The sequence below is a fragment of the Variovorax sp. AC103 genome, from assembly GCF_979254005.1.
In genome coordinates, this window is the sequence record NZ_CEEDFC010000002.1 from 191,279 (window position 1) to 205,738 (window position 14,460).

The 14,460-nt window shown below is 69.5% G+C and carries 7 protein-coding genes and 1 pseudogene; all 8 read right to left on the reverse strand.

Annotated features, from left to right (window positions below; genetic code table 11):
• Positions 1-52 precede the first annotated feature (52 nt).
• Positions 53-2,341, reverse strand: a complete 2,289-nt coding sequence (pbpC, locus tag AC0IYU_RS03570; RefSeq protein WP_472113105.1) for a penicillin-binding protein 1C — start codon at positions 2,339-2,341, stop codon at positions 53-55.
• Between the two features lie 164 nt (positions 2,342-2,505).
• Positions 2,506-8,517: an alpha-2-macroglobulin family protein gene (locus AC0IYU_RS03575; RefSeq protein ID WP_472113108.1), complete on the reverse strand. Its 6,012-nt coding sequence runs from the start codon at positions 8,515-8,517 to the stop codon at positions 2,506-2,508.
• A 283-nt stretch (positions 8,518-8,800) separates the two neighbouring features.
• Positions 8,801-9,276 (reverse strand): annotated as a pseudogene (locus tag AC0IYU_RS03580) (DUF2269 family protein).
• Positions 9,273-9,647, reverse strand: coding sequence for a DoxX-like family protein (locus AC0IYU_RS03585; RefSeq protein ID WP_472113111.1), 375 nt, complete (start codon positions 9,645-9,647; stop codon positions 9,273-9,275). The pseudogene AC0IYU_RS03580 and the gene AC0IYU_RS03585 overlap by 4 nt, the downstream one beginning before the upstream one ends.
• The gene (locus AC0IYU_RS03590) at positions 9,644-10,123 is read right to left on the reverse strand and encodes an SRPBCC family protein (protein ID WP_472113114.1); all 480 of its coding nucleotides are present in this window, start codon (positions 10,121-10,123) and stop codon (positions 9,644-9,646) included. Before AC0IYU_RS03590 ends, AC0IYU_RS03585 begins: the two co-directional genes overlap by 4 nt.
• Before the next feature lie 7 nt (positions 10,124-10,130).
• Entirely contained in the window at positions 10,131-11,273 is a 1,143-nt protein-coding gene (locus AC0IYU_RS03595) for a saccharopine dehydrogenase family protein (protein ID WP_472113117.1), read from the reverse strand.
• The gene (locus AC0IYU_RS03600) at positions 11,270-12,907 is read right to left on the reverse strand and encodes an FAD-dependent oxidoreductase (RefSeq protein WP_472113120.1); all 1,638 of its coding nucleotides are present in this window, start codon (positions 12,905-12,907) and stop codon (positions 11,270-11,272) included. The genes AC0IYU_RS03595 and AC0IYU_RS03600 overlap by 4 nt, the downstream gene beginning before the upstream one ends.
• A 7-nt stretch (positions 12,908-12,914) precedes the next feature.
• The gene (locus AC0IYU_RS03605; protein WP_472113123.1) at positions 12,915-14,456 is read right to left on the reverse strand and encodes a polyamine aminopropyltransferase; all 1,542 of its coding nucleotides are present in this window, start codon (positions 14,454-14,456) and stop codon (positions 12,915-12,917) included.
• Positions 14,457-14,460: the final 4 nt, after the last annotated feature.

Here is a 14,460-nt window from a genome sequence, read left to right on the forward strand (position 1 = left end):
GTCGAAAACGCGTGACCATGCCGGGCAGGCATGACGCGGCCATGACATCCGTTCAGGGTGCGACGTCCACCGTCACCTCGCGCGATTCGGCGCGTCCCTGGTCGTCGACCGCGCGCAGCACGTAGCGCCGGCCGGACTCCGAAAGGCTCGGCATCCAGGTGATGCCTTCTCCGGGCGCGGCACGGCCGATGAGCGCGTCGTCGGCGAACCAGTACACCGCCTGCGTGCCGGCGGCGGCCTCGGCGCGCAGCACCAGCGGCTCGGGCTTGTTCACGCGCAGCGTGTGGCGCACGCCGCGCAGCGGCGAGGTGATGAGCGGCGCGCCCTCGGGTGCATCGCCGTCCTTCTCGCAACCGTCGGCCGGTGCGCTCGCGCGCGGCAGCCCGGCCTGGCGGAACAGGCGGCGCATGTCGCTGCCCCACTGTTCCACCACCTGCTGTCGTGCGTTGGGCTGCGGCCCGCACACCACCTTGCCGGTGGTCTCGTCGACCCACACCGCGCGGTGCAGGTTGCTGACCTGGATCGGCGACTTGCCGGCGATGAACCACGTCGTCGCGCGCACCGGGCACAGCGCATCGGGCAGGCCGCCGGTGGCGGCGCACACCTCGACCTGGCGCAGGTCCGGCGGCTGGCGCGACGCGACTTCACCCGGGTCGAGCCGCTCGGCGCGCAACGCGTCGACCATGCGCAGGAACAGCGGCGCGGCCGCATCCACGCCCACCAGCGCGGGGTTGCTGGTGCCGTCGAAGTTGCCCACCCACACCACCAGCACATGGCGGCCGAACACGCCGGCCGTCCATGCATCGCGAAAGCCCCATGACGTGCCCGTCTTCCACGCGACGGCGGGGCGCGCGGGCAAGGTGGTGTCGGGACGCGGCGTGTGGCGCAGCATGTCGAGCGTGATGAACGATGCCTCTTCGCTCAGCAGGCGCAGCGGCTGCACAGGCGGCTCGTCGGGCGCGGGCTGCGTGTAGCGGATGGGCTGCGAAATGCCGCCGTTGGCCAGCGTCGCATACATGCCCGCGAGCTCCTCGGGCGTGACCTCGCCGCCGCCCAGCACCAGTGCCAGCCCGTAGTGCGATTCGCTCTGCAGCTTCTGCACGCCGGCCAGGCGCATGAAGTCGTACAGCCCCGGTTTCGAGAGCCTGGCGGCCACGGCCACCGCGGGAATGTTGCGGCTGCGGATCAGCGCCTCCTGCGCCGACAGCGGACCGGCGAAGCGGTGGTCGAAGTTCTCGGGCGTGTAGGGACCGAAGGAGGTGGGCGCATCCTTCAGCATCGTGCGCGGATGCAGCAGCCCCTGGTCGAGCGCCAGCGCATAGATGAAGGGCTTGAGCGTGGAACCCGGCGAGCGCCTGGCCAGCACGCCGTTGACCTGGCCCGAAATGGCGTCGTTGCGGAAGTCGGCCGAGCCGATCATGGCGCGCACCTGCATGGTCGAGGCGTCGAGCAGCAGCGCACTCGCGTTGGTCATGCCAACGTCGGCATGTGTGCGCAGGTACTGGCCCATCACGCGCTCCAGCGTGGACTGCATGCGCAGGTCGATGGTGGTGCGCACCTCCTGCACGCCGCGCTCCTGCGCAAGCAGCATGTCGGTGGCGTGCGGCGCCAGAAAGGGCAGGCTGCCGCGCGACTGCGCCGAGAGCGCGAGCTGCGCGTCGGGAGCGTGCTGCCTGGCGGTGGGGTCGCGCTCGGCCCACAGCGCCCACAGGCGTTCGCGCGCCGACTGCAGCTCGGTGTTGCGCCCGCGCTCGGCAATGCGCTTGACGGGGTTCTGCGGAATCACCGCGAGCGTCAGTGCCTCGGGCAGGCTGAGCCTTGCGGCGTCCTTGCGGAAGTAGATGAGACTCGCCGCCTGCACGCCTTCGATGTTGCCGCCGTAGGGCGCGGTGTTGAGGTAGGCCTCCAGGATGTCGTGCTTGCTGAAGCGTGCTTCGAGCCACAGCGCGGCGAAGATCTGCCCGATCTTGCCGCCGGGCGTGCGGCTGTCGATGCCGTACACGCGGCGCGCGAGCTGCATGGTGAGCGTGGAGCCGCCCTGGCGGCGCTCGCCGCTGGCGATGCGCCACGCGCTGCGCGCCAGTGCGGCGGGGTTGACGCCGGGGTGCGCGTAGAAGCGGCGGTCTTCGTACAGCAGCACCGCATCGACCAGCGTGGGCGAGATGCGCGCGAGCGGCACCCAGAGCCGGTACTGTTCATCGCCCGCGAGCGTGAGCCGCATCAGTTCGCCGCCTTGGGCGTAGACGGCGCGGGAGCTGCCGACGGTTTCGCTGAGCGGGGCGTGAGGCCAGAGGCGCAGCAGGGCGAGCAGCGCGGCAATGACCGCAAGGACGACGAGCATCTTGCGCCCCCGTGTCTTGCCCCCTCTCCCGCGTGCGGGAGAGGGCTGGGGTGAGGGCGACGGCGACGGCGACGGATCAAGCAGCGTGTTCATGGGAAGGCCGGACCCTCACCCTGGCCCTCTCCCGCACGCGGGAGAGGGAACAACGCGGACCGTCGTCGTGGTCAATTGCCCACCACCTGGAAGCGCCCACCCGCCGAGCGCGAGAACACGCGCCGGTCGTACATCGCTTCGCCATAGGCGGCCGGCACCACGTAGTCGCCCACGTTGGTCGCGCGCGCCTTGTAGGTCACCTCGAGCAGGTCCTTGCCGACGCCGCCGTAGAACACCACGCGGTCTTCGCGGATGTCGGCGTACTGCACCTGCCACGAGCCGCCGCCGCCCAGGCGCTTCTTCCAGATCGGCGCATCGGCGTTGGTGTCGTCGTCGTCGCCCACCGCCTGCAGCACCGGCTCCAGCCCGCCGGGCAGCACGTCGACCAGCGCCACGTCGGCGATCTGCGCGCGGTCCAGGCTGCGCACGCGCACCCGCACCGTGACCTCGTCGCCGAGCTTCACCTTGGTGACCGGGTTGCCCTTGGCGTCGAGCACCTCGTGGAATATTTCCATGCCCTGGTTCACCGGCGTGGCGGGCACGTTGCGCTCGAAGCCCTGCTCGGCCCAGCTGTAGTACAGGTTGAAGTCGCTGTCGTTCGACAGCTTCAGCTTCGCGGTGCCGGCCGGTACCGCGGCGCGCGTGATCGGGTTCACCGCACCCAGTGCCAGCGCGGCGGCCTGGCCCTGCGCGTTGACGGCGCTCGCCGTGAGCTTGCCTTCGGCGTTCTGCCCCACGGCCTCGAAGTACGAGTCGACCGCCAGCAGCATCGAGGCCGACGACAGGCTGTTGTACCAACCGTCGCGCACCATCGCGGCCATGCCTTCCCACACGGCGGGCTTCAGCGTCTTCAGGCGCGCCGGAAAGTGCCGGCCCACCAGGTGCAGCGTCATGCTGTCGTGCACCAGCGGGTCGTAGTAGGCGCCCCAGACGTTGCGGCGCTGCTTCTTCTCGGTGCGCGCGAGCAGGTCGCTCCACACCGGGTCGAGCAGTTCGTTGGCCACCTGCTCCTGCTTCACGAGCTGGTAGCTCGCGGCGAGGTACACAGCGCCCAGGTCGTCGTTCCAGCCCTGCGTTTTCTTGTTGCGCCAGGCTTCGCGCAGGTTGGCCAGCGCGGCCGGCGCGATGATGCCCTGGCGCGTCAGCAGGTAGGCCGCCTGCGTGCGCTGGCGCCAGCCGTCGAGCGTGGCGTCGCCGCTGCCGAGCCAGCCCTGCAGGTAGGTGTCGGCCTTTTGCAGCAGGTCTTGCGGCACCGGCAGCTTGTGGTCCCTGGCCTCGACCAGCAGGTGCACCGCATAGAGCGTGGCGAAGGCGTCGGTGCCTGCGCCGGGCCACAGCGAGAAGCCGCCGTCGGCCGTCTGCCGTGCGCGCAGCTGCACCAGGTAGCGCTCGAAGGTCTTGCGCGCCTCGGGCAGCGGGCCTTGCTCCGCGGTGCGGCCGCGCGCCATTTCCTTCACCAGCTCGGGCCGGCCCGACAGCAGCACCGCCGGGAAGGTCTGGCTCGTGATCTGCTCGGTGCAGCCGTGCGGGTAGGCCTCCAGGTACTGCATGAGGCCAGTCGCGAAGGCCCAGGGCGCGGCCGACACGGCCACGTCGCTCTGGCGGAAGTTCGGGTACAGGTCGGCCTTGCTGCTCAGCTCGCCGGCGCGCTGGAAGCTGCCGGCCTGCACCAGCGTGACGAAGGGCGATGCGGGCCGCACGCTCACCTCGGTCGACAGGCGCGCGCTGAAGGTCTTGTGCGTCGAGGTGAACACCAGCGCCGAAGAACCCAGCACCGCCTGCTCGCCGGGTTTGGCGCGCACGTTGAATTTGGTGCTCGCTTCGCCGCGCTCGTTGACCTTGAGCGTCTGCGTGGCGTCGCCCACCACTTCGAGGCCGCCCGAGGCGGTGAGCGTCAATGCAATCGGCGCTTCCTTGCCGGAGCCCGCGATGTTGTTCGCCAGGCCCACGCCCACCTCGACCGTGTCGCCCGGCGCCATCGCGAGCGGTGCGTTCGGCAATATCACCATGTCGCCGCGCACCACGGTGCGCGTGCTCTTGGCGGCGGTGGCTTCGTCGTTGATGGCCACGGCCATCACGCGCAGGCTGCCGTTGAAGCTCTCGGGCACGGTGTAGCTGAACTCGCGGCTGCCGTTCACGTCCACCAGCCCCGACCAGTAGGCCACCGGCTTGTCGCGCTTGCGCTTGAACGGGTTCAGGTGCTTGCCGAGCTCGCCTTCGCCGTCGCCGCCGGGGGCCGCGCCCTGCATGAGCTTCTTGAACTCCGGCAGGATCAGGTCGAGCGTCTGCAGCGTGCCCACTTCGAGCGCGCGCTTCTGGAAGAAGTGCTTCAGCGGGTCGGGCGTCTTGTAGCGCGCCACCTGCAGGATGCCCTCGTCCACCGCGAACACCACGGCGCGCGTGGGCTTGTCGCTGGTGAGCTTCATCTTCACCGTCTGCCCCGGCTTCACCAGCTCGCTGCTGGTGAGCTGCAGGTTGGCCGTGCGTTTGGTCAGCGCGGTGGCGAAGGGCACGATGCCGTACGACAGCGGGCTCATGTAGACCTCGTCCGAGGACGGGTCGCGCACGAAGTGCACGTTGATGTAGCCGGTGCCCTCGAAGTCCTTGGGCAGCACGATCTTCTGCACCGAGGCGGTCTTGTCGGTCTTGAACCATGCATGCGCGTAGACCTTGTCGCGCTCGATGGTGATGAGGCCCGCGCCCACGTACGGCGCGCGGATGCTCACCGCTATTTCCTGGCCGGGCTCGTAGTCCTTGCGGTCGAGCGTGAGCTGCAGCTCGGCGTTGCGGTCCAGCGAGCGCGACACGTTGGCGTTGCCCGCCACGCTGTACTCCACGCGGTTGAGCTCCACGCCCTGCGCGTTGCGCACCACGTAGGCGAAGTTGCCGGGCGCGCCGGTGTCGAGCGCCACGGTGTTGCCTGCGGCGGCAATGGCGAATGGCTTCTCGTCGAGCACCACTTCCTTCTTGCGCGACTCGTAGCGGTACAGGCCGTTGTCCTGCTTCACGAGCACCGACAGCACCTTGCGCTCCACGCGCTCGAGCTTCAGCCCGGCCACGGCCGTCTTCTTCGCCTGCGGGTCGATGGCGATCACGGTGGCGTTGCGCGCGGCGCCCTTGCTCACGTAGCTGGTGTCGCCGTCGACCTTCACGCCCACCAGGTAGGGCATGTCGCTCACCAGCGTCTGCGCCTCGGCCGACACGCTGCGCCCGCCCTCGGGCTCGAAGGCCTTGGCCAGCACGTGCACCTGGTAGGTGGCCGCGTCGAAGCGCGACAGGCGCAGGTCGAACTCGGCCTTGCCGTCGGCGCTGGTCTGCACGCTGCCCAGGTCGTCGACCTGCTTGTCGGCGGCGCGTTGCGGGTCGAAGAAGGCGTAGTCGGTGAACGCGCGAAACACCGGGAAGCCCGGGCTCAGCGTGAGCGTGCCTTCCACCTTGCGGTCGGGCGCGGGCGTGCCGAAGAGGTTCTGCACGTCGACGAAGGCCTTCAGGTCCTTCGGCTTGACCCAGCCTTCGGCCGCTTCGCTGCTGAGTTTGGCGGTGACCTTGGTGCGGTCGGGCAGGAACTCCTGCACCTTCACGGTGGTGCTGCCGATGAGCAGGCCTTCGACCTCCGGCGTGCCGGGCGACGATTCGCGCGGCAGGTAGAGGTTGACGGTGTAGTTGCCGGTGGGCGAGCTGTCCTGCGTGGTGTGGGCGATTTCCGCCGCGCCACCAGGGCCGAGCTTGAGCTTCTCGCGGCGCACGCTGAGGCCGCGCGCGTCGATGATCTCGGCCTCCAGCGGCAGGTCGCGCAGCGAGGTGCCCCAGTTGCCGGCTTTCACCATCATCGCGATGTGCATCGTGTCGCCGGGGCGGTAGATGCCGCGGTCGCTGAACACATAGGCCGTCATCTGGTTCGGCACGCCGGCCGCGCGCAGGCCGCCGACGTCGAAGCGCGAGATGTCCAGCGTGCGGTCGCTGCGGTTGAAGGGCAGGAAGCTCAGGTCGCCGTCCTTGCGCACGACCAGCACCACGGGCGTCTTCTCGCGCTGGTAGCCGGCCAGGTTGGGCAGCTTCGCGGCGCCGGTGGCGTCGGTGGTCTGCGACGCGACGATCATGCCGTTGCGGCCCCACACCTCCACCAGCGCATTGGCCACGGGCTGGCCGTTGGCGATGCTCTGCACGAACACGTCGCGCGTGCCGTCGAGCGACTTCTTCGCGACGATGCCCAGGTCGGTGACGAGCACCAGGCGCTGGTCGAGCTGCTGCTCGGGGTTGCCGGCTTCGCCGTTGCTTTCGTCTTCGTTGGAGGACTGTTCTTCCTGCTGCTGTTCGTCTTCCGGCTGGGCTTCGCCGTCGCCTTCGGGTTTCTTTTTGGCGTTGGGGTCGTAGCCCTGCACCTTCAGCAGGAACACGCCGCGCCGGTCGGCCACGTCGTTGCGCAGGTACTCGGCGAAGTCGACCGTCTCGTAGTGCGCCTTGCCGGCGGGAATGCTGAGCGGAATTTCCTTCTGGAAGCGGTCGACCAGGTTGTCCGAGGTGAGGCCGCCGTAGAACTGCGGGTGCGAGAAGTCGCCGTTGGTCTGCGTCACCAGGTGCTGCAACTGCTGCGGCAGCAGGCGGCCGATTTCCAGGCGGATGCCGGGCAGGTCGCGCACCAGGATCGGCAGCTTGCGCTCGCCCGACAGCGCGAGCAGCGAGCCCTGGCTCATGATGCTGAGCTCGGGCGCGAAGGTCTTGAGCAGGCGCACGTCCTGGCGCGCCGCACCCAGCTGGTAGCCGCCGGGCGTCTTCAGGCCCTTGGCAATGCGCACCAGCAGGTAGCGCCCGCCCTCGGCCTGGGGCATGCGGAAGCTGACCATGTCGGTCACTTCGCGCTCGCTGGCGATGGGCTGCAGGTTGATCTTCTTCGCGCGGCGCAGCACGGCGTCGGTCACCTTCGCGGGGTCGGCCGACCAGTCGAACTTCTCGTCAGGGTCGCCCTTGGCTTCTTCGGTCGCGGGCAGCAGCCAGGCTTGCACCACGCGCGCCATTTCGCGCTCGTGCACGGGCATGGAGGCGCTGACGTGCATCACGTGCTCGGGCTCGCCGTTCTCGCCGGTGACGATGGTCGGGTCGATGCTGGCGATGCTCAGGCTGAAGAGGCCGGGAATGTCGACCGCGCGGGACACGTCGTTGCGCAAGGCCGGGCCGCCCTTTTGCGCAAGCGCGCCGGCCGTGAGGCTCAGCACCACGGGGCGGGTCTTCTCGGGAATGGGCAGCGGCTCGGACTGCAGCGTGGCGTAGAGGCGCAGCTTGTCGTAGCTGACGGTGAACTTTTCGCTGGCGCACTTGCCGACGCTGAAGAACGAGGTGCTGCAGGCCTGGTCATAGGTGAGCACCAGCCGCTTCTCGAACTCGGCGGTGTTGACGGGGTGCGAGAAGCGCACCTGGAACAGCGCGCGGCGCACGTTGGCCTGCACCGGATCTTGATAGAACTCGGCGCCGGCGATCTGGGCGGTGAACTCGGGGGAGCTGAACTCGTACTTGCGCTGCGCCATCTCGATGTGCGGCGCGAGCGCGTTGCCGGCAAGCTGCACCTTGTAGGGCTGGCCGACGGGCCAGTCTTGCGCGGGCAGGAACTCGAGCCGGTTCTGTTGGGTCCAGGTCCAGCGGCCAGCGATGGCAGGCTCGATGCTGACGCCGGTGGCCTCCTGGCCGATGCGCGCAATGGGCGCCACCGAGGCCGAGAAGTTCATGACGAAGGGGTTCGGCCCCTTGTCGAGCTCGATCAGCGTGCGCTGCGGCGGTTCGATCCTGGCGGTGGCGACGACGGGCTCCACGCGGTCTGGCGTGAGGCCGTGCCACCACTTCAACACATGGGGGCTGGCCATCCATCCCGCGAGCACCAGCAACATCAGCAACACAAGCCATGCCAACCGTTGCTGAAGCCACTGCAACCCGAGCAGCGCGAAGGCACCCGCAATGCGCAGCCAACCCGGCGGTCGCCATGACCCGATGAGCCCACGGGCCACCGGACGCAAGAAGCCGAGCACGCGGCCCAGTCCGGTGAAGAGCACGTCACTGAGCGACGCGAGTTTTCGATTGGCGACTTGAAGCATGGATGCCTCCGCTGTTTTTGTTGGCGTTGGGGAGTGTGCTCAGGGCTTGTGAAGCAATGGCGATGTGTGTGAAGTCTTTGTGAAAACCGCACGGGTTTCGGGGCGGGTGAACAGGACGCTGGGTACTCCCCTCCGCGAATGTCCCCCGGGGCTGCGCCCCTCCTCCTTTATTTCGCTGCGGGGAGCACCCGACGCCCTGTTCACTTGGGCACGCTGCCGGAGAACCGCGATCAACGACCGCTGCCAACAGCGATCACGCCCTGAACGACGCATCGGCTTCATCTCAGAACGAGAGCTGCGGCTTGTTCACCATCAGGTAGAACACCACCGCCATCGCCACGAAGGCCGGGTAGCCGAGCAGTTCCCAATAGCGTTGGTACCGCGCGTAGAGCGGCGGCAATGCGGTGCCTTCGCGGTGCGCCTGCGCCGCAATGGCCGCCATGCGAATCTGCAGCCACACCACCGGCAGCCAGCACAGGCCCGCGACCACGAACAGCAGCAACGACAGCGCGAGCCACGGCGTGGACATCGGCCAGCCCGCCATGTGCGCCAGCGCGAACCCGGTGGCCGGCTGCAGGATGACGGTGGGCGTGGTGAACCACCAGTCCGCGCGTACCACCAGCCGGCTGACCACCGCCTGCGCAGGCACGCTGCCGCTGCGGTTGGTGAAGAACAGGTAGAACGCCGAGCCAGCCCCGTGCCGACCATCAGCACGCTGGAGACGATGTGCAGCCACTTGAGGACGAGGTACGTGTTCATGGTGCGGCGCGTCGGTACAGGTGCCAGAGCAGGGCGGCAATGGGCAGGTTCTTGAGCAGCGGACCCAGCGGATGCAGCCACAGGCTCGGCTGGAGCACGGTCGCCACGGCGGTCATGACGGCCATCAACGCGAACGCCGCGGCGTAGCTCGCGCGGCACGGCCAGCGCCACAGCGCGATGGCGATGAGCAGGTCTGCGGCCGCGCCGCCGACGATCAGCCCCTGCACCAGCCACGGCGGCGACGCAATGCCTGCCGCGGCCAGCACCTCGCGGCTCTGCCCGTTCAGCTCGACCAGGCTGGCGACGGCGGTGAACAACCACACCGCGACGAGGCTCAGGCGCAGCAGGCGATCGCCGTCGCAGCGGGTCATGCCGCGCCGGCCCCGTGCTGCGTGCGTTGCCACTCGACGACCTCGTGCGCATGCACCGCGAGGAACTCGCGCATGCGCGCGAAGCGGCGTTGCGTCTGCCGTGCGAAGACCCGCGCCACCACCGGCTCCAGCAGCCATCGCAAGGCCTGCGGCCCCGCTTCGATGGTGTAGACGTAGATCAGCACCGAGTGGCCGGGCTGCGTGTCGCGGTGCCGCATGGACGCGGCCCAGCGGCTGAAGGGGAAGGAGCGGCCGACCATCGACGCCGCCGCCACGTGCGGCCGGTCGAAGGTGACGAAGCGCGTTCGCATCGACAGGCCGCGCAGCCAGCCACCGCCGCTGTTCTCGGTCTCCGCGCCGACGAAGGGGCAGGGGGCACCACCCACCACGCGCGCATTGCCGACCAGCGAATCCCAGCGCGCGCGCCACACATGGAAGTGGAAGGCGTCGAAGACCACGTCGGCGGGCGCCGGCATGTCGAACTCAAAGCGGCGGTGCGCCATGGTCCTGCACCGCGGTTGCAGCCTCTTCGACGATGTCGCTCACCATGCCCCAGCGCGCGAACTCGGGCGCGAATTCGTGCAGGCCCAGCAAGCCGGCGCAGGCATGCGCGCCCGTGGGCAACGCATCGCCACGCGCGAGCCGGCGCGCCAGCAGGATGGCGGCCATGCACGGGATCTCGGGGCCGTGGTTGTGGTCCGCGGCGATGTGCCAGGCGCGGCGCGCTGTCCGGCCTTGCGCGTCCGTGCCTTCGACGCGCACCACCATGCCGCCCAGCGCGGTGCCGAGCGCATCGAACACGCGGCCTGCCGAATGCAGCAGCGGCGCCAGCTTGTGCGGCGCGGGCAGCAGGCCCACGCGGCGCATGAAGGCCATGAACGCGAACGCGTGCTGTGCCAGCCCGACTTCCAGCGCGGCGCGGAACATGACCGACTGCACGCCGGGATAGCGAGAGGGAAGAAGCTCGAGGTCGGGGATGTCGCACAGCGCACCGCGCCTGGGCTTCATGCGCGTGAACTCGACCTTCACCGGGTCGGCCCAGCCGAGCCGCTCGACCCACCGGCCGTCCTGCCACACGCGGATCGGCTCGCCGCAGTACGCAAGCACGCCGGCCAGCGTGGCCTCGCCGCGCGGCGCGCCTTGGGCCGGCGCGATGCAGATGTCGATGCTGCGAATGCCTTGCCAACCCACCGCGAGGTGGTCGACCACCGCCGAGGACAGCGCGGGCACGGTGCTGGCGCCACTGACCGCGGTGCGGCCCGCGTGGCGGAAGGCGGCATCGAGCGCCGCTGGAAAGTCGCACACGAAGCGTCGGCCGTCGGCCAGGTCGATGTAGTGCGCGCCTGCTGCGGCCACGGCCTGGGGCACGCGGTAGTCCTGGCTTTGAAAGGGCCCCGCCGTGTGAATCACCAGGTCGACACCCAGCTCGCGCAAGCTGGCCGCCAGGTCGCCCGCCTGCACATCGAGGCGGACACCGCGCGCACCGCCGCCGAGCGAATCGGCCAATGCCGTGGCACGCTGCGCATCGCGCCCCGCCACCAGCAACGCAATGCCGGGGTCGGCGGCCAGTGCGCGGCAGATGCGCGCACCGAAGTTGCCGTAGCCACCGAGCACCAGTGTCTTCATGCCACTGCGGTCCCGGCCACGTGCCCGCGCGTGAAGGCCTCCTCGAAGATCGAATAGCCCGACCAGTCGGCATGCGCGAACGACAACCGGCCCGCGACGACGCTGCCGCGGTGCGCTTCGTCCGGCGCGCTGCGCTGCGAGCCGATCTGCGCGAGCAGGCCGGGTCTGGGGATGGACATCGCGTGCCCGTAGCGCGTGATGTCGATGCGCGTGGCCAGCGAGGGCAGGTCTGGGTGCGGCACCGACAGCTCCGCGAGCAGGTCGTCGCGCCAGCCGGTCCAGGGGCGCTCCAGCAAGAGCTTGCGGCCGTCGACCGTGTCGTAGCCGCTGGCGCCCAGCGGGCGGTACCAGCTCAGCACGGTGCCGCGCGGTGTCGGGTCGAGTGTCTGGTGGCGCGCGTCGACATAGCCCAGGCCCTTGGTGCCGTACACCACGTTGTCCCAGCTCGGCGCGGCGCCGTGCCGGTCGGCCAGCGGCCCGCGCAGGTGGATGTTGGCCACCAGCCAGGGCGCGTAGCGCACGTGCGCGGCGGCGTTCTTCAGCACCTCGGGCGGGTTCTCGACCACGCGCGCGGCGATGAACACCGGCAGCGCGACGATGCAGCGCTCGGCCTGCCAGCGCACCAGCGACTTCGTGGCGGTGTCCCACGCATCGACCTCGACGCCGCCGCGCACGTCGGCGATGCGCGTGACGACCTGGCCGGTGCGCAGCCGCTCGCCGAGCGGCTTGGCAAGCTGCTTCGTGAGCCAGCCGTTGCCTTCGGGCCAGGTGAGGATGCCGTCGCGCTCGGGGTTCGCGTCGTTGGCGCTGCCGGTCGGATCGCCGGGCGCATGAAAGCCATGCCGGCTGGCGAAGTAGTGGATGCCGGCCCAGGCCGACACCTGCGCGATGCCCGCGCCGTAGTCGTCGCGGCAGCAGTACTCCAGGTACCAGCGCAGCTGCACGTCGCTGAAGCCCTCGCGGTCGAGCCAGCTCAAAAAGGGAATCGCGTCGAGCGCCAGCAGCTCAGGCGTGACGGCGACCTTGAGCGTGGGAATGGCGAAGTGCGCCGCGTGCTGCAACGCGTCGATGCGCTGCGAGAACTTGCGGTACTGCGCCAGCGTGCCTTCGCCCACGCCGTGCACGGGCAGCAGGCCGTCCTGCCATTCGCCCTGGAAGAACAGGCGTTCCTGCGGGCTGTGGCACAGCGTGACCTCGTCGTACGCCCAGCGGCCCGCCACGCGGCGGCGCAGGCCGAGCTCCTCGAGCAGGTCCTGCACCTCGCGCGCATCGTCGCCGGGCACGGGCAGGTAGTGCGCGCCCAGCGGGCAGGCGATGCCGTTGACCATGCCGCCGCGCGCGTTGCCCCCGGCCGTGTCTTCGAGTTCGAGCAGCGTGAAGTCGTCGATGCCCGCGAGCCGCAGGGCGCGTGCGGCGGCGAGCCCGGCGACGCCGCCACCGGCGATGACGACACGGGTGCGCTTCACGACAGCGGGTGACGCGCTCTTGAGCGCGCCGTCGCGCATCGCATGGCCGCGCGCCACGTCGATGCCGGTGAAGCCGCCTTCGATGGGCGCGGGCGGCGCCTCGCAGCCCGCAAGCGCCAGGGCGCCCGCCGCACCTGCCGCCACGCCGAGGAATTCGCGCCGTTGCATGGCTCGGCTAGTGCGCCATCACCTTGCCCCACTCCTGCTCATAAGTGGTGACGAGGATCTGGTTCGAGAGGCGGTTCACCTCGGTCGGCACGCGCGCCATGTCCAGCGGAAAGTCGAACATCAACGGCAGCGTGGAAGGCGACAGGAAACGCAGGCCCGGCGGCAGCGCGTCGGGCATTCGGTACGGCCGGCGGCTCGCGATGATGTAGCCCCATTCGCCGAAGCTCGGCACATGCGCGTGGTACGGGGTGGCGCGCAGGCCCACCGATTCGATGGTCGTCGCCACGGTCCAGTAGCTCTTGCGTGCCACCAGCGGCGAGGTGGTCTGGATCACCGCGTAGCCGCTGGCCGACAGGCGCTTTTCGAGCAGCGCATAGAAGCTGTTGGTGTAGAGCTTGCCGATGGCGAAATTGGTCGGGTCCGGAAAGTCGACCACGATCACGTCGTACATGTCGCCGGGTTGCTGCAGCCACTGGAAGGCGTCGGTGTTGACGATCTTCACCTTGGGCGAGGACAGCGAATGGCCGTTGAGCGCGGCCAGCGTCTCGTGCGTGGTGAAAAGCTGGGTCATGTTCGGGTCGAGTTCCACGAGCGTGACCGACTCGACCGACGGGTACTTCAATATCTCGCGCACCGCCATGCCGTCGCCGCCGCCGAGCACGGCAACCTTCCTGGGTGCGCCCTGCGCAGCCATCACCGGATGCACCAGGGCCTCGTGGTAGCGGTACTCGTCGCGCTCGGCGAACTGCAGGTTGCCGTTCAGGAACAGGCGGTGCCCGAGCAGCCCGCGCGTGACCACGATGCGCTGGTAGGGCGAGGTGGCGCTGAAGACGATGTGGTCCTGGTAGAACTTGTCCTCGGCCAGCGTCGTGATGTGGTCGGCCCACACAAAGGCCGCGAGCAGCGCGGCCAGCGCCAGGAAGCAGGCCACGGCATGCGCGCCGATGCGGCGCAGCTCATGGCGGAACAGCCACAGCGCCCACACCGCCACGGCGGCGTTCATGAAGCCGAACAGCAGGCCGGTGCGGATCATGCCGAGCTGCGGCACCAGGATCAGCGGGAACGCCACCGACACCGCGAGTGCGCCGAGGTAGTCGAAGGTGAGCACCTGCGACACCAGGTTCTTGAGCACGATGTTGCGCTTGAGGATGCGCATCACCAGCGGAATCTCCAGGCCCACCAGCGTGCCCACGACCATCACAAGGCCGTACAGCAGCAGCCGGAAGGCGCTGGGCACGTAGGCGTTGGCCAGGAACAAGATGGCCGGCAGCGCGCCGCCGATCAGCGCCACCATCAGCTCGATGCGAAGAAAGTGCGCGGGCAGCTGCCGGTCGAAATAGCGCGAGAGCCACGAGCCCACGCCCATGGCGAACAGGTAGGTACCGATGATGGTGCTGAACTGCAGCACCGAGTCGCCGAGCAGGTAGGAGCTCAGCGCGGCCGCGCTCAGTTCGTAGACCAGCCCGCAGGCGGCGACCACGAACACGCTGGCAAGCAGCGCGATCTCCACGGGTTGCGGCCCCCGCGCATCCGGGGTGCGCGCGGGCACGGCC